Source organism: Pusillimonas caeni, assembly GCF_003545815.1.
Taxonomy (GTDB): domain Bacteria; phylum Pseudomonadota; class Gammaproteobacteria; order Burkholderiales; family Burkholderiaceae_B; genus Pusillimonas; species Pusillimonas caeni.
Genome location: NZ_PDUW01000002.1, coordinates 98,131 through 114,907, shown reverse-complemented (window position 1 = coordinate 114,907; position 16,777 = coordinate 98,131). Strand labels below are relative to the sequence as shown.

Here is a 16,777-nt window from a genome sequence, read left to right as displayed (position 1 = left end):
ACGAATTATGGGCCTTTTTTCTGGGCTTGTCAAATATCCAAAGAATGTGCGCGTCAAGCGGTCAGGCGTCCATGACGTTGGCCAGCCCCTGACGCTCGAGCAGGGAGTTCAGGTGTTCCCAGTCGTGGAAGTCGATGACCAGCTGGCCCCGATTGCGGGCGCCGACCTTCAGGCTTACCCGCGTGCCGAGATGATCGGACAATGCCTGCTCGAGCCGTTTGGCGTCGCCCGACGGGGCATTGCGGGCACGGCGGCCCGAGGCGGCCGAACCGTCCAGTTCGCGCAATTGGCGGTTGACGAGTTTTTCGGTTTCACGCACCGACAGACGGCGCGCGATGATTTCGTTGGCCAGCAATATCTGCTGGGCGGCCTCGGCGGCCAGCAGGGCGCGTGCATGGCCCATGTCGATGTCGCCTGCGAGAAGCATGGTCTGCACCGGCTCGGTCAGGTTGAGCAGGCGCAGCAGATTGCTGGTGGCGGAACGCGACCGGCCTATGGCCTGCGACGCCTGTTCGTGGGTCAGGCCGAACTCGTCCAGCAGGCGCTTGACGCCATGGGCCTCTTCGAGCGGATTGAGGTCTTCGCGCTGGATGTTCTCGATAAGCGCCATGACCGCCGCGTTTTCGTCGGCGACTTCGCGCACCAGCACGGGCACTTCGCTCAAGCCTGCCAGCTGGGCGGCGCGAAAGCGGCGCTCGCCGGCGATGATTTCGTAGGTGCCCGCCTGGGCCAGCGGCCGCACCAGGATGGGCTGCATGATGCCCTGGGTTCGGATGGATTCAGCGAGCTCGTTCAGGGCGCCTTCGTCCATGCGGGTGCGGGGCTGGTATTTACCGGCCTTCAAAGCCTTGACGCTGAGCTTGCTGGGCGATTGCGATTGCGCGGCTTCGGGCCTGTCGCCCAACGTGCCGATGACGCCGGCATCCGCCCCGAGCAAGGCGTCCAGGCCGCGGCCCAACCCTTTGGGTTTCTTCGTTGCCATGTTGTGTCCTTACAAGTTCATCATTTTTGGGGGCCGCGCAATGGCGCGCAAGGCCTCTTTCTTGACCCGCTTGATCAGTTCTTCGCCGAATTCGATATACGCCTTGGCGCCGCGGGAACTCTTGTCGTAGACGATGCCGGGCATGCCGTGGCTGGGCGCTTCGGCCAGCCTGACGTTGCGCGGCACGATCGTCTCGAAAACCCGGTCGCCGAAATGCGATTCGATTTGCGCCGATACCTGCTGCTGAAGGGTGACGCGCGTATCGAACATGACCCGGAGCAGGCCGATGACGCGCAGGCCCGGGTTGATGTTGTGGTGCACCCGCTTGATGGTGTTGACCAGATCGGACAGGCCTTCGAGCGCAAAGTACTCGCATTGCATGGGAATGATGACGCCGTCGGCCGACGCCAAGCCATTCAAGGTAAGCAAGGAGAGCGTCGGGGGGCAGTCGATCAGGATGAAGTCGTATTCATCGATGACCTGGGCGATGGCCTGCTTGAGCTGCATCTCGCGGGCTTCCATCTGGATGAGATCGATTTCGGCGCCGGAAAGCTCGCGATTGGCGGGCAGTACATCGTAGCCCCCGGTTTCGGACCGCACCCGCGCCGAGGCGATGCTGGCCTCGTCGATCAGCACGTGGTAAAGATTGTTTTGCGCAGCATTCTTGTCGACGCCGCTACCCATGGTGGCATTGCCTTGCGGATCTAGGTCGATCAACAAAACCTTCTTGTTGAGCGCGGCCAGGGCGGCGGCCAGGTTGATGGCCGTGGTTGTTTTGCCCACCCCTCCTTTCTGATTGGTGATGCAAAACACCTTGACGACGTCGGCGGCATTATTGTGATTCATGTGATTCCTTGACGGCTGGGCGCTAAGGCCTGTTCAGGCTCTAGCCAAACCAGGCAACGCTGCGCATCCAGTTTTGGCACTTGCAGCTGCTGGACGGACTGAACCTTCCAGTTTCCCTCTGACTGCAAAGCAGTGATTTCTTCTTCGGGGTGGCGGCCTTTCATGGCTGCAAGCATACCCCCCGCTCGCGCATGCCTGCCAGCAAGTGTCGCAAAATCGAGCAAAGATGCAAAGGCCCGGGAAACCACGACATCGGCCTGCAAAGAAGGCATTGTCTCGACACGCCCATGCACCGCCCGCAGATTGGCCAGGCCCAGCGCGCCCGACATCTGGCGCACAAAAGCCATTTTCTTTTCGACCGCATCCACGCAATGGATCGTCCAGTGCGGACACGCCACCGCCAGCACCACACCCGGCAAGCCCGCACCGGACCCGACGTCGACGATGACGGCATCGTCCCGATCGATCAGGGCCCGCCGCAACGGCCCGACGACGGCAAGGCTGTCGATAATGTGCTGCACCAGCATCTGCTCGGCGTCGCGTATGGCCGTCAAGTTGTACGTTCGGTTCCAGCGCTGCATCTGCGCCAGATAATCAAGCAGCAAAGCCTGTCGTTCGGACGGCAGATCGAGTTCGAGCTCTTGGGCGGCCTCGGCCAGCTGTTGTGCCAATTGCGTCCGGGCCATTACGCTGCCCGTCGTCCATGCTGATGTCGCTTTATATGAATCAGCAGCAGCGAGATGGCGGCCGGCGTAACCCCCGAGATGCGGCTTGCTTGCCCCACTGTTTCAGGCCGCGCCGCCTTGAGCCGCTGTCTTACCTCGATCGACAGGCTGTCGATGGCATCGTAATCGAGATCTTCGGGTATGGGCTGGCCCTCCTGGGCGGCCTGGCGCCGCACGTCCTCTTGCTGCCGCGCGACGTAGCCCGCGTATTTGACCTGGATCTCCACCTGCTCGGCCACGATACCGTCCTCGACGCCGGGCCCGGCCAGCAGTCGCCCGTCGGGCCGCTGAAAACTCATGAGCCTCTCGTAGGCCACCTCAGGACGCTTCAGCAGATCGAATAGTGAGTACTCACGTTCTAAAGGCTTTCCCACCAGTGCAATGGCCGCTTCTTTCTCAAGGATCTTGGGATTCACCCACGTAGACTTCAGACGCTGGATTTCGGTTTCGACGGCATCCCGTTTTTTATTGAATGCATCCCACCGCTTGTCATCCACCAACCCCATTTGGCGCCCTATTTCGGTCAAACGCAAGTCGGCATTGTCTTCGCGCAGGCTCAGGCGATATTCAGCTCGTGAAGTAAACATGCGATAAGGTTCGGTCACGCCCCGGGTGATGAGATCGTCCACCAAAACGCCCAGATATGCTTCACTCCGCGCCGGTGACCACGGCTCCAGTCCTTGCACCTGACGCGCAGCGTTCAGCCCCGCAAGAAGCCCTTGAGCTGCGGCTTCTTCATAGCCGGTGGTGCCGTTGATCTGCCCGGCGAAAAAAAGCCCTTGTATCGCCCGGGTTTCCAACGAAGACTTGAGTTCACGTGGATCAAAATAGTCATATTCGATCGCATAGCCGGGACGTGTAATCACCGCTTGCTCGAGGCCTGGCAAAGAACGAACCAAGGCAAGCTGAATGTCGAAAGGCAAGCTGGTGGATACGCCATTGGGATAGATCTCGTTGGTCGTCAGGCCTTCCGGCTCCAGAAAGATCTGATGGCTCGCCTTATCGGCAAAGCGATGGATTTTGTCCTCGATGGATGGGCAATAGCGCGGGCCTATACCCTCGATCTCGCCGTGCTCGCTGTACATGGGAGACCGGTCAAGGCCCGAACGGACGATGTCATGCGTGCGCTCATTGGTATTGGTGATCCAGCAAGGCAACTGCTTGGGATGAAGATCGACGTTTCCCATGAAGGAAAAAACGGGGATGGGATCCAAGTCGCCCGGTTGCACCTCGGTTCTTGAAAAATCGATGCTTCTGGAATCGATGCGAGGCGGCGTCCCAGTCTTGAGACGTCCTTGCGGCAACTTCAACTCTTTCAGCCTTTGGCCCAGTGAAATTGCCGGCGGGTCCCCCGCACGACCCGCAGAGTAATTGTTCAGTCCAACATGGATCAGGCCATTCAAGAACGTACCGGCGGTCAACACTACAGTCCTGCCACGGAACTTCAAGCCGACTTGAGTCACTGCACCGACTACCCTGTCACCCTCAAGCATCAAATCATCCACTGCTTGCTGAAAAATCATCAGGTTGGGTTGGTTCTGCAAGGTCTGACGGATGGCGCGTCGGTACAAGGAACGATCTGCTTGCGCACGGGTTGCCCGGACAGCGGGGCCCTTGGACCGATTCAAGATTCTGAATTGGATACCAGCCAAGTCCGTTGCGTATGCCATTGCGCCGCCGAGAGCGTCAACCTCTTTCACTAGGTGGCCCTTTCCTATCCCTCCAATGGAAGGATTGCAGGACATCTGACCCAGCGTTTCCATATTGTGGGTCAGTAGCAGGGTCGAAGCGCCAGTGCGAGCGGCCGCCAGCGCGGCTTCCGTGCCCGCATGCCCGCCACCGACCACGATGACGTCGAATTCGTCCGGGTAAATCATTTTTTGGAAAAACAGAGGAGAAAGGATAATTATACTTGCGACCCTTTTATGTTTCACGTGAAACCAGCTTCTTGTTTCACGTGAAACATGGACTGTAGGGTGTGGGAAGCAATAGCCACATAGCTAGCCGATAGAAGGCATGGAAAGGGGCCCGTATCTATCTAAATAGAGCGATCTTTTTTCAAGTGCAGATTAATCTTGAAGAATTCAATACCATTCTTTCCATTCGAGAATGCCACCGACTTATAGCTCACTCGACTTAACACGTAGCCGACGGGACAAAGCCTATAGTGAGGATATCCTTCGCCCCTCGCATGTCGAGAGCTCCATAATGACTCCCTGGAAATAACTGGTTTTTAAAATCCATTGACGCTAATGGGCCGTGCTCTGCCAGCGCTGTGTAAGGCTCAGCGACATGCGCCTAGAAATTGAAATGTAGGTGCCTGTTAGCGACGTTACGCTGGCCATATCGAGAGCTATACCAAGACATCGTTCTCAGCAGCACCCGCTTGGGCGAACATAGCCGCGCGACTAATGTGTGAACCACAGGATAGAAATCAGGATCCTCCAACTATCGAACAAGCTAAATAGAATTTTTCCGCCACCTTATATCCATCCCACGATAGGTACCGACCATGTTTCACGTGAAACATGGTCTAGATGTTGACGCCAAGATTACATAAAAACATTCTCCCACCAAACTAAATCGACACTAATTACAGCGAAAACATAAGTTCTCCCATAACTTATGACTTATCGCCGGACAGCACCTATCGCGTCAGAGCCAAATAACGTTGCCCTTTAATAAAACTGAAACGCATAAAACCGAAACGCGCAGATTACTGCCTCTATAATGATTTGGCCTCCATCACCGTCGACAAAAAACACAAGGCTTTCAAATGCAGCGTGGAACAATACTGTCTATTTGGCTCAAATGTACTGGATTAAATGATTCAGCGGTTTCACGTGAAACAAGAATCGCTCTCGACTAAAGTCAAAGAAACCACGTCAGGGAGCTGAAAATCTTGGCTGACGCCCTACGCCGTTCAGCCGATAACAGGCATGAGTACTGAGCATCTAGCGGAGGGTAGCCCTTCCACATAGTTCTGTGGATAACTTTGTGAGCAACTAGCAACTCACACGAACGTCATGCCCAAGCCACTCAAAGGAAAGGGCAGCTAATAATTTGAACAAATGAAGGCGGCCAGTAGCAGGAACATTCGGTAAAAAGCCTTATGTTTTCCGGCTCTTAGCTACGAGTACAGAAAATATAGCAGCTGCCTTGGCTGAGTCCAGATATGAACAATGAGCCTAGCTGCGCCAAGTATAGAAATTGTGTATAACTCGGCTTTCCAGACGGCTACATTCGCTTGGCAGCATGTATCAACGGCGCCTACAACAAAAACGCCCCGCGCATAAAAATGCGTGGGGCGTCAGCAAAATGCCCGCGGCTGCGGGCAAGCATATGACTACTATATGTATTACAGCGCGCGGATTTCCGCGGCTTGCGGGCCCTTGGGGCCGTCCTTGACTTCGTACTCGACTTCCTGGCCTTCGTTCAGGCTGCGATAACCGCGGCCTTCGATAGCCGAAAAGTGCGCGAAAACATCCGTACCGCCGTCGTCAGGAGTGATGAAACCAAAACCCTTGTCGGCGTTGAACCATTTGACTTTGCCCTTCTGAGCCATGTGTAGCGTCCTAAAAATGAAAAAAATGCATAAAACCAAGGACGCCTACACCAACGAAAGCAATAGCTACCTGGTACAGCACCGCGTACAGCTTGGTTTTGCAACGGCAAGAATAACCACAGGTGCTTACTTTCACAAATACTAGTTTTCCCCTATGTCGCAGATTTTCGTCAAGTACCGGTATTCCTGTGCGACGATACTGATTTTGAAACCCGCCATCCTCCTACCTCAAGTGACGAATTCGATCATGAGCCTGACTTCCCGTTTGCCCAATGTAGGTACCAATATATTCACCCTCATGAGCCAATTGGCTCTGGACCATCAGGCCATCAACTTGGGCCAGGGCTTTCCAGATTTCACTCCGGACCCGGTGCTTCTCGAACTGGTCAACCAGGCTATGCACGATGGACACAACCAATACCCAGCTATGGCAGGGGTGCCGGCGCTGCGCCATGAGATAGCCAAGAAAATCCAATCGCTATATGGCCATCAGTATGACGAAATTACCGAAATCACGGTTACCAGCGGGGCCACCGAAGCGTTGATGTCCAGCTTGCTGGCCCTGGTGCATCCTGGAGACGAAGTGATCGTCATCCAGCCCTTTTACGATCTGTACATTCCGGGCATCCAGCTTGCGGGCGGCACGCCTGTCATTGTCTCCATGGAGCCGCCAAGCCGGACGACACCTCGCTACTCCGTCGATTGGCAGCGCGTCGAAGCCGCCATTACCCAGCGTACGCGAATGCTGGTGCTCAACTTTCCGCATAATCCCACGGGCATCGTCCTGACCGAAGGCGATTTGAACGCACTGGAAGCGCTGGTAGAAAAACACGGCATTTTGCTGCTTTGCGATGAAGTCTATGAACACATTACCTTCGACGGCCGCAAGCACCTCAGCATTGCAAGCCGGGCGGCTTTGGTTCAAAACGCTGTCATCGTTTCATCGTTCGGCAAAACCTATCACATAACAGGATGGAAAGTCGGCTATTGCACGGCTTCGGCAGCCATCATGGCCGAAATCCGTAAAGTCCATCAATTCATCGTGTTTACCGTGAGCTCTCCCTTTCAATTCGCCCTGGCCCGTTATATGGCCAACCCATTGTCCTACACCCAGCTTGCCGCCTTCTATGAAAAACGACGCGATTACATCTTAAAAGGCCTGCAAAAGACACGTTTTCGCCCGCTTTCCAGTGAAGGCACTTTTTTCCTGCTTGCCGACTACAGCGCTGTATCCGATTTGCCCGAAACGGATTTTGCACGTTGGCTGACCACAGAACACGGTGTTACCGCCATACCCGTTAGCGCGTTCTATACCGATCCTGCGGCGCAGCAGTCCAACCACGGTCTGATCAGGTTGTGTTTTGCCAAAGAAGACCAAACGCTCGACCTTGCTATTCAGCGTCTTGCCCGTGTTTGAAATCCAGTTCGCTATGTCTCTGAATTTCGACCGGATGAAGTATACGGCGCGAATTTTGTTTTGAACACAGGGGTTCGCAGCAAGGCTGGCGAGGGGAATTTAGGTTTTCAATAACTCTTTATATTTAAAAATGGTAGTAATGATGGGTGTTTGTGGATAACTGGCATATCCCCTTTAAAGCCAGATAAAACAAGCGCTTAGAATGCTTTCAAAAGTCTGATAACCCATTGTTTTGCAGAGGATGGATTCTGGATAATTTTTGAGCGGTGGAAAAAGAGGGTGGTTATGCTTCGGGCATCCACAGCTTGTTCACAATCGCTCCGCTCAGGAGTTATCCACAGGCTGAATATATTGTATCGCTTTGTAAACACCCAGCATATTACAGGGCGGAGCCAGTGCTAAATCATATTTGAACGCAAAAAGTCCCAGGAATGGTGCTTCATTCCTTCTGGAACCAGATGGCTTTAGGTGGATTCACGCAGGCGGAGTGTACCGCCGCCCAAACGGTTTCTACAGCCGCCGGACTAAGCGGTGGGCACTACTTCGCCGGAGTCGAATACAAGCCGGTTTTCAGGCCACTGCAGGGCCGCCAGGCGAAAGCGCGAGTTCTCGATCGAACGGCTGGCCTTTCTGTCGCGCCAGCGCGCGCCCACTGAATAGTCGATGCAGAAGACGTTATGCCGTTTGCCATGCCATGCGTTGGGGGCAATGTCCTTGAACAGCTGCGTATAGCGCGGCATGTTGGCGCTTTTCATGGGTTTGATCAGGCGCCAGTAGTGGCCGATCACCACGGGCACGGGGTCGTCGTACTCGTCCCACCAACTTACCCTGTCCGAAAAACGCCATCTATTGCCGGCAAAGAAAGGTGTTTCGGCCTGAACTTCCACCCCCGACGTCAGTACCTTCAGTGGATTGACCATCTGTTGCGTGGCCTCGTATTCGGCGATGGAATACAAAAAAGGCGGCGGCCGGCTCTCGTCCTCCAGTTCGACCGCCCAGCGTGCTTTCTCACCCAGGTAGCGTTCATAGAGCCCCGAGGCCTTGGCCGTGGTCTGCGCGGCATAGTCCCACATTTTGTACTGTTCGGTGACGGTGCCCAAAGTGACCGACTCGACCGCTTCGATGGCGGAAGCGGTCCACGCCGCATGGACGATGCGGATGTCGTCGCGTACCAGGGCGACCGGCAAGCTGCCCAGGAAGTCCTTGAAAGCCTGGCGCTGTTCGGGCGGTGTGCGCCTGAAAGGCGCATAGTTCTTCAGATCCTGCTGGTGGCGTTCATCGAAGAACCAGCCCGAGCCGTCCTTGACGTCGTCGATCAACAGGTTGATTTCGTGGTTTCCCAGTATGCAGCGGGCATTGCCCGATTCGACCAGTTTTTGGACGAGCTGGACCACGCCGTGGCTGTCGGGCCCACGGTCGATGAGGTCGCCGACGAAGACGAGCTGGCGCCGCTGTGGGTGACGCCCCTGGGCGTCGTAGCCCAGGCACTGCAACAGACGGACCAAGGCGGAGAGTTCGCCGTGGATGTCGCCGATGATGTCCAGCGGATTGTCGGGAAGCTTTTGAACTAGATGCATGTAGCCAAAGCATAACCGCATTTGGCCACACTTCGCAGCAAAATGAAGCCATACCGGCGACGAAGCAAGACGGATGGATGCGAACGCAACGGCAGGCCGGTGGGCCGCGCTTAGGGATGGAATATCTTGATCAGCAAGCCGATCAATTGCTGGCGTTCCGCGTCGCTTAGCGTGGGCGTCACGTCGGCCCTGGCGGCCACGCTTTGCGCCTTCAGGCAGATTTCCTGGCCTTCCGGAGTCAAAGCCAGTATCTGCGAGCGCCTGTCGTTCGGATTGCGCCGCCGATCGATCAGACCATCGGACTGCATGCGGTCGAGCAGAGTGGCCAGATTGGGCGGCGACACCCTGATCGTCTGGCCAAGCCGCTTCTGGTTGAGATCGGGGTTGCTGTTGATGAGCGACAGCACCGTATATTCGACGGGACGCAATTGAAGCTTGGCCAGCTGCTTCCGTATATTGGGAACGATCTCCAGATAGGCCTGCAGGCAGCAATAGCCCACCGACCCGAGCAAGTGGCTCTGGTCTATGTCGCCGGCCTCCGACTGCGCGGGCCGCGGCTCAGGCTTTGGATTCGGCATACTGGCGCATGACATCGGAAAGCAGGCGCAACGGCTCGCCCTTTTCCGCGCTACGAAGCGTGTTGTCCACGATCTGAAGCTGCTGCATGGCTTCGGGCAGGATGAAGTCGTAGTAATACTTGGCGGTGTCCTGCTTGGCCTGATAGAAGACAGGGTCTTGCGACGCCTTTTCGCGTGCCACGGCGGCCGCGCGCAGCCACAGCCAGGCGATCACGCAGTGGCCGACCAGGCGCAGCATTTCGGGCGCGATCTGATGAGGCAGCTCGGGATTGGACGGTGCGGCCAGGGCGATGCGCTGCACCCGCAAGCGTATGTCCTGCGCCAGGGCCGCCAGGGTGCCTGCCTGGTCGCGCATCGGCCCGGTGTTTTCTTGCGCGATCGTGGCATCGATCTGAGCCAGAAGCTGCTCCAGCCGCTTGCCGCCATCGGCCAATATCTTGCGCAGCAGCAGGTCGACCGCCTGGATCTCGTTCGTGCCTTCGTAGATCATGGCGATGCGTGAATCGCGCAGATACTGCTCTATGCCGGTCTCAGTGATGAAGCCGTGTCCGCCGTAGACCTGCAAGGCCTGGCTCGAGCCGTAGAAGCCCTGGTCCGTCATCATCGATTTGATGATGGGCGTAAGCAGGGCCAGCTGCGCGTCCATGTCGGCGCGCATCCGCTCGTCCGGGTGGTGCTCGGCCGCGTCCAGCGCCAGGGCGCTGTGATAGGCCAGCATGCGGAACCCTTCGACATAGGCCCGCTGGTTCATCAGCAGGCGCTGCATCGCGGGATGCATGATGATGGGGTCGGCCGGCTCGCCGCGCCGCTGCGCGGGACGGACCGCGGCCCGCATCTGCAGGCGTTCTTGCGCGTAAGCCAGCGAGTTCTGATAGGCGGTCTCGGCGCTGCCCAGGCCCTGTATGCCGACGGCCAGGCGGGCGGCGTTCATCATGACGAACATCGCTGCCAGGCCGCGGTTGGGCTCGCCCACCAGCCAGCCCACCGCCTCGTCGAACTGCAGGCTGCTGGTCGCGCTGCCGTGTATGCCCATCTTGTGTTCTATGCCGGTGCAGGTCACGGCGTTGCGTCGGCCCAGGGCATCTCCGTCCGGCAGATATTTGGGCACCAGGAAGAGGGAAATGCCCTTGCTGCCCGCCGGCGCGTCGGGAAGCCGGGCCAGCACCAGGTGGACGATGTTTTCCGTCATGTCCTGCTCGCCGCCCGAAATGAAGATCTTGCTGCCGGTGATGCGTACCGTACCGTCATCCCGAGGCACGGCACGGGTGCGCAGCAGGCCCAGGTCGCTGCCCGCATGGGATTCGGTCAGGCACATGGTGGCCAGCCATTCGCCGCTGACGATGCGGGGCAGGTAGCGCTGCTTGAGTTCTTCGGCGGCATGCTTGTGCAGGCAGGCATAGGCGCCGTGCAGCAGCCCCGGGTACATCGTCCAGGCATGGTTGGAAGAGCTCAGCATTTCGTACAGCATGCTGTTCAGCGTACTGGGAAGGCCTTGTCCGCCGAAATCGGGATCGCAGGCCAGTGCGGGCCAGCCGGCTTCCTGAAACTGGCGGTAGGCATCGGCAAAGCCGGGAGGAGTCTTCACCTCGCCGTTCTCGTAGCGGCAGCCTTCGCGGTCGCCCACGGCGTTCAAGGGAAACAGCACTTCACTGGCAAAGCGTCCGGCCTCTTCGGCCACCTGCATCGTCAGCTCGTCGTCCACTTCGGCAAAGGGCGGAAGCTGAGAAAGTGCGCCGGGCGCATCGAGCAGATCGGACAGGACGAAGCGGATGTCTTTGAGCGGGGGCTGGTACGAGAACATGGTCGTGATTCCTGTGGATCAGCGCGGCGGCAGGCGCAAGGCGCCGTCCAGGCGAATGACTTCGCCGTTGAGCGACAGATTGCCCACAATGTGCACCGCCAGTTGAGCGAACTCCGAGGGCTTGCCCAGCCGCTTGGGAAAGGGAATGGTCGAGGCCAGCGATTGCTGCACTTCTTCAGGAAGCTCGTAAAGCAAGGGGGTCAGGAACAGGCCGGGCGCGATCGTCATCACCCGCACGCCGAACTGCGCCAAATCTCGCGCCAGGGGCAGCGTCATCGATGCCAGCGCGCCCTTCGATGCCGAATAAGCGGCTTGGCCGATCTGGCCGTCGTAGGCCGCCACCGACGACGTGCAGATCATGACGCCGCGCTCGCCTTCGTCCAGAGGATCCAGCGCCAGCATGCGGGCCGCCGCCAGCCGCATCACATTGAAGGTGCCGATCAGGTTGACATTGACGATGCGGCTGAAGTGTTCCAGCGGCATCGCGCTGCCGTCCTTCCCCACCAGGCGCTTGGCGCCGCCGATGCCCGCGCAATTGACCAGGATGCGCGCCGGGCCGTGGGCCCGGGCGGCCGCATCCAATGCCTTCTCTACGCTGTCCGTATTGGTGATGTCGCAGGCGAACGCCAGGCCGCCGACCTCTTTGGCGAGTTCTTGTGCCGCCTGTTCGTTCAGGTCCAGTATCGCCACCCGGGCGCCGGCCGCCGCCAGCTGGCGCACGGTCTCCGCACCGAGGCCTGAAGCGCCGCCGGTCACGAGGGCGCTTTGTCCTTGAATGTCCATGGTTTCCCCCTTGTCGCTATGTCTATATATGGTGATGCGTGTCGTCATGGTGCGCCGGCCTGCAGCCGGTGCTGCGCGGGCAGGCGCGATTCCATCGCCTTCTACAGGCCGATCAGGGCTTGAACTTCACCTTGTTCTTCTTGCCTTCGAGAAACTGGGCAAGCAGGTCCAGCGTTGCCGGATCCGTCTGGGCTACCGCGGCCATCAAGGATTCGGTGGCCAGGCCGTCGTGTATGGATTGGTCCGCAATGCGCGGCAGCATGTGCATCACGCCATAGTTGGTCATCGATGCATTGCTGGCAATGCTTTCGGCCAGCTGCATCGCCTTGGCCAGGCCCTGGCCGGCGCCGACGGTATAGTGCGATATGCCGATCTGCTGGCCTTCCTCGGCGTTCAGCACGCGTCCCGTCAGCATCATGTCGGTCATGCGCGAGACTCCGATCAGCCGCGTAATGCGCACCGATCCGCCTCCGCCCACGAACAGGCCACGCTTGCCTTCCGGCAAGGCGTAGAAGCTCGATTCCTCCGCCACGCGCACATGGGCCGCCGAGGCCAGCTCCAGCCCGCCGCCCACCACCGCGCCGTGCAGCACCGCCACCACCGGCGCCCGGCCGAACTGGATCTGCTCGAAGGCCGCGTGCCAGCCGCGCGAATGCTGCACGGATTCGGGCACCGTATGCGCGGAGACCTCGGACAAGTCCAGCCCCGCGCAGAAGTGCTCGCCGACGCCATATAGCACAATAGCTTTGACGGTTTCCGGCATGGATTCGAAACAATTCTTGATGGCTTTGACCAGATCGTCGTTCAGTGCATTGCGTTTTTCAGGGCGATTGATGCCCACCTGGGCGATGGCGCCGACGAATTCGACTTGAAGCAGGGGAGAGTGGGCGGGTTGACTCATGGAAAGAAGGCTCTCGAATAATAGTTATAAAACATAACTGTTATCGATTATAAATAAAACGATTGAGAGCGCAAGTGGGGGAAGCCCGGGGATAGGCTGGCGCCTGACCGGCTGTCGGCGCTGCGACGGTCGCCACATCAAGAGCATCGGCTCCTCCACCCGTATTGAGGGCAGCAGGCTGTCGGATCGTGAGGTCGAGCGCCTGCCGTTCCTCAAGCTGTTCGACTAGCGTACTGTGCCCGGCTGTAGATACCGAGTACGCCGTCGATGGTGTCCACGGCCCCCACCTTACTTGCCAATACAAAAACTCGAAAAAATCTCCCCCAGCAAATCGTCGCTGGTGAACTGACCCGTAATCGCGCACAGGTCCTCGTGAGCCAGCCTGAGTTCCTCGGCGAACAGATCCAGCACGTTGTCGGCATGGCTGGCGTGTTCGTCGGCGGCTTCGAGGTGTTCGGCCGCGTTGCGCAGGGCGATGAGGTGGCGTTCGCGGGCCAGCCAGGGAGATTCGGCGCCGGGGTTCCAGCCGGCAATGTCGAGCAGCTTGCGGCGCAGTTCGTCCAGGCCGATGCCGGTTTTGGCGGAGATGGCCAGCACGGATACGTTGAGCTCGCTTCGGGATCGCTCGTCTGAACCTGCTTCTGCAGGCTCCGTTGCCTGCAAACCGCTTGTCTCTGATTTACCGGGGGCGGCGCCGCCATCGGCTGCCCTTGGCACGCCGCCTTCCGCAGCCGCCTGCCCCGACGCTCCGTTCTTCAACAGGTCTATCTTGTTGTGCACCTCCAGCACCGGGGTCCGCGCGGGCAGCCGCTGCTTGATGGCCTCTTCCAGTTCACCGGCCGGGTCGCGCGCATCCTTAAGGTGGATGATGACGTTGGCTTTTTCAATCTCGGCCCAGCTGCGGGCGATGCCTATGCTTTCAACCGTATCTTCGGTCTCGCGCAGGCCGGCGGTGTCGACGATGTGAAGGGGCACGCCTTCTATGTGGATCTGCTGCACGACTCTGTCGCGGGTAGTGCCGGCGATGGGGGTGACGATGGCGACTTCGTCGCCGGCCAGGGCGTTGAGCAGGCTGGACTTGCCGACGTTGGGCTGGCCGGCCAGAACGACGTGCAGTCCTTCACGCAGGATCATGCCCTGGCGGGCCTGGCGCACGAGTTCGGCCAGTTGCCGGCGGATGTCGTTCAGGGTGTCGCGGGCCTGGTATTTTTCGAGGAAGTCGATTTCTTCTTCGGGGAAATCCAGGGTGGCCTCGACCAGCATGCGCAAATGGACGATGCGGTCGTTCAGGGCGTTGACGCGTTCGGAGAATGCGCCGCTGAGCGAGGCCATGGCGCTGCGGGCGGCCGCTTCGGAGGAGGCGTCGATGAGGTCGGCCACGGCTTCGGCCTGGGCCAGGTCGAGACGCTCGTTCAGGAAGGCGCGCTGGGTGAATTCGCCGGGCTGGGCGGGGCGCAGGCCGAACTGGCGGCCCGTCTCGAGGCAGTGCTCGAGCAGGCGGCGCAGTACGGCGGGCCCGCCGTGGCCCTGGAGTTCGAGCACGTCTTCGCCGGTATAGGAATGGGGAGCCTGGAAGAACAGCACGATGCCGGCGTCGATGGGCAGGCCCTGAGCGTCGTTGAAGGGCAGGTAGTGGGCGTGCCGGGGCGTCAGCGGTACATCGAACAGGCGCTTGGCGATGGGCGACAGATCGGGGCCCGAGATGCGTACGACGCCGATGCCGCCGCGCCCGGGGGCGGTGGCGATGGCTGCGATGGGTTGGTGCGAGGAAGCGGCCATGGCTTGATTCAGAATGCGTGCTGATGAAATAGGAGAACGGCCCGTGGATTGCGAAGCCCGCCGTTCGGCCGTGTAGGCCGGCTCTGGTTCGGGTCCCCTCAATGATGCCACATCCCCCAGGCGCTGTTGGCGAGCCTGGCCGGGCGACGTGAAAGGGTGCGCCTTGTGGGCGCACCCTTTGCTCGCGGCATGGTCAACAGGTGATGGCTGTGCCGTTCATTGGTTGTCCTGCACGGCAAGCCCGACGCATCAACCCAGCGCCTTGATCGCCGCCGCCACGCCGGCCCCGTAAGCCGGATCGGCCTGGGTGCAGTGGTCTATGTGGCGCTGCCGTATGTCGGGCGTCACGCCGCGCATGGCGCGTGCGGTGTTGTCGAACAGTTGCTGCTTCTGCTCGTCGCTCATCAGGCGGAACAGGTTGCCGGGCTGCGAGAAGTAGTCTTCATCCACGCGGTGGTCCCAGCGGTCGGCGGCGCCGTCGATGGCCAGCGGGGGCTCGCGGAAGTCGGGCTGCTCCTGCCATTCGCCCTGGGCGTTGGGTTCGTTGCCGGTGATGCGGCCGTGATTGCCGTCCACCCGCATGGCGCCGTCGCGGTGATAGCTGTGGAAGGGACACTTGGGCGCGTTGACGGGAATCTGATGATGGTTGACGCCCAGGCGGTAGCGTTGGGCATCGCCGTAGGAGAAGAGGCGTGCCTGCAGCATCTTGTCGGGCGAGAAGCCAATGCCCGGCACGACGTTGGCGGGCGTGAAGGCGGCCTGCTCGATCTCGGCGAAGAAATTCTCGGGGTTGCGATTCAGTTCCAGCACGCCGAATTCGATCAACGGGTAGTCGCCATGCGGCCAGACCTTGGTCAGATCAAAGGGATTGATGTGATAGGTGTTGGCTTCTTCCTCGGGCATGATCTGCACATAGGCGGTCCAGCGCGGGAAGTCGCCGTTCTCGATGGCTTCGAACAGATCGCGCTGCGAGCTTTCGCGATCGTTGGCGATGACGGCGCCGGCCTCGGCGTCGGTGTAGTTCTTGATGCCTTGCTGGGTCTTGAAGGTGAACTTGACCCAGAAGCGCTCGTTGTCGGCATTGATGAAACTGAAGGTGTGGCTGCCGAACAGGTGCATGTTGCGGAAGCCGACCGGGATGCCGCGGTCGCTCATGACGATGGTGACCTGGTGCAGGGCCTCGGGCAGGCCGGTCCAGAATTCCCAATTGTTCTGCGGACTGCGCATGCCGGTGCGCGGGTCGCGCTTGACGGCGTGGTTCAGGTCGGGAAACTTGAGCGGGTCGCGAAAGAAGAAGACCGGCGTGTTGTTGCCGACCAGATCCCAGTTGCCCTGTTCGGTATAGAACTTCATGGCCACGCCGCGGATGTCGCGCTCGGCGTCGGCCGCGCCGCGTTCGCCTGCCACGGTCGAAAAGCGCAGCAATACGGGAGTCTGCTTGCCCACTTCAGAAAAGATCCTGGCCTTGGTGTACTGGGTAATGTCCCGGGTGACGGTAAAGGTGCCGAAAGCGCCGGCGCCTTTGGCGTGCATGCGGCGCTCGGGGATGACTTCGCGATCGAAATGGGCGAGTTTTTCGAGCAGCCATACGTCCTGCAGCAGGGCCGGCCCGCGCGGGCCGGCTGTCATGGTGTTCTGGTTGTCGGCTACGGGCGCGCCCGCAGCGGTGGTAAGTTTCTTCATCGCGTTTTCCTGTTATGTTTTTTTGCCCGCCCCACGGCGTGCCTGCCAATGTTCCCTCGCCCTTCGCATCGCCTTTGGACGGAAGGCGAGAGACACGAATTCAGTATATGGACGGCCGCTTAAAAGGTGAAATTGATTGA

At 59.3% G+C, this 16,777-nt stretch carries 13 protein-coding genes; 1 reads left to right on the top strand and 12 read right to left on the bottom strand.

All coding sequences use genetic code 11. From position 1 onward, the window contains the following. Positions 1 to 61: 61 nt before the first annotated feature. The 5 genes from CSC67_RS04195 to cspE all read right to left on the bottom strand — a co-directional run bounded on the left by CSC67_RS04195 (position 62) and on the right by cspE (position 6,118). Positions 62 to 982 carry a ParB/RepB/Spo0J family partition protein gene (locus tag CSC67_RS04195; protein ID WP_118993291.1) on the bottom strand — a complete coding sequence of 307 codons (921 nt, stop codon included), beginning with the start codon at positions 980 to 982 and terminating at the stop codon, positions 62 to 64. Between the two features lie 9 nt (positions 983 to 991). After that, positions 992 to 1,828, bottom strand: coding sequence for a ParA family protein (locus CSC67_RS04190; protein WP_118993290.1), 837 nt, complete (start codon positions 1,826 to 1,828; stop codon positions 992 to 994). Continuing rightward, a complete protein-coding gene (gene rsmG, locus CSC67_RS04185; protein WP_118993289.1) occupies positions 1,825 to 2,514 on the bottom strand; it encodes a 16S rRNA (guanine(527)-N(7))-methyltransferase RsmG in 690 nt (229 codons plus the stop codon). The genes CSC67_RS04190 and rsmG overlap by 4 nt, the downstream gene beginning before the upstream one ends. Beyond that, positions 2,514 to 4,430, bottom strand: coding sequence for a tRNA uridine-5-carboxymethylaminomethyl(34) synthesis enzyme MnmG (mnmG, locus tag CSC67_RS04180; RefSeq protein WP_118993809.1), 1,917 nt, complete (start codon positions 4,428 to 4,430; stop codon positions 2,514 to 2,516). Before mnmG ends, rsmG begins: the two co-directional genes overlap by 1 nt. A gap of 1,481 nt (positions 4,431 to 5,911) precedes the next feature. Next, positions 5,912 to 6,118: a transcription antiterminator/RNA stability regulator CspE gene (cspE, locus tag CSC67_RS04175; protein ID WP_017523001.1), complete on the bottom strand. Its 207-nt coding sequence runs from the start codon at positions 6,116 to 6,118 to the stop codon at positions 5,912 to 5,914. A gap of 247 nt (positions 6,119 to 6,365) precedes the next feature. Here cspE and CSC67_RS04170 point away from each other — a divergent pair, with 247 nt between their 5' ends. Next, on the top strand, positions 6,366 to 7,535 hold the full coding sequence (locus CSC67_RS04170; RefSeq protein ID WP_118993288.1) for a methionine aminotransferase: 1,170 nt from the start codon (positions 6,366 to 6,368) through the stop codon (positions 7,533 to 7,535). Positions 7,536 to 8,059: 524 nt separating this feature from the next. On the opposite strand, the gene CSC67_RS04165 is transcribed toward CSC67_RS04170, so the two are convergent. The 7 genes from CSC67_RS04165 to CSC67_RS04135 form a co-directional block, all read right to left on the bottom strand. Further along, positions 8,060 to 9,112, bottom strand: a complete 1,053-nt coding sequence (locus CSC67_RS04165) for a metallophosphoesterase (protein ID WP_118993287.1) — start codon at positions 9,110 to 9,112, stop codon at positions 8,060 to 8,062. 110 nt (positions 9,113 to 9,222) lie between these two features. Beyond that, positions 9,223 to 9,690, bottom strand: a complete 468-nt coding sequence (locus CSC67_RS04160) for a MarR family winged helix-turn-helix transcriptional regulator (RefSeq protein WP_118993286.1) — start codon at positions 9,688 to 9,690, stop codon at positions 9,223 to 9,225. Continuing rightward, positions 9,671 to 11,491 carry an acyl-CoA dehydrogenase family protein gene (locus CSC67_RS04155; RefSeq protein ID WP_118993285.1) on the bottom strand — a complete coding sequence of 607 codons (1,821 nt, stop codon included), beginning with the start codon at positions 11,489 to 11,491 and terminating at the stop codon, positions 9,671 to 9,673. The genes CSC67_RS04160 and CSC67_RS04155 overlap by 20 nt, the downstream gene beginning before the upstream one ends. Positions 11,492 to 11,509: 18 nt before the next feature. Further along, entirely contained in the window at positions 11,510 to 12,274 is a 765-nt protein-coding gene (locus tag CSC67_RS04150) for an SDR family NAD(P)-dependent oxidoreductase (protein WP_118993284.1), read from the bottom strand. A 112-nt stretch (positions 12,275 to 12,386) separates the two neighbouring features. Further along, positions 12,387 to 13,175, bottom strand: a complete 789-nt coding sequence (locus CSC67_RS04145) for a crotonase/enoyl-CoA hydratase family protein (RefSeq protein ID WP_118993283.1) — start codon at positions 13,173 to 13,175, stop codon at positions 12,387 to 12,389. 288 nt (positions 13,176 to 13,463) lie between these two features. After that, positions 13,464 to 14,954: a tRNA uridine-5-carboxymethylaminomethyl(34) synthesis GTPase MnmE gene (gene mnmE / locus CSC67_RS04140; RefSeq protein ID WP_118993282.1), complete on the bottom strand. Its 1,491-nt coding sequence runs from the start codon at positions 14,952 to 14,954 to the stop codon at positions 13,464 to 13,466. A gap of 249 nt (positions 14,955 to 15,203) precedes the next feature. Beyond that, on the bottom strand, positions 15,204 to 16,637 hold the full coding sequence (locus CSC67_RS04135) for a catalase (protein ID WP_118993281.1): 1,434 nt from the start codon (positions 16,635 to 16,637) through the stop codon (positions 15,204 to 15,206). Between the last annotated feature and the right edge of the window lie 140 nt (positions 16,638 to 16,777).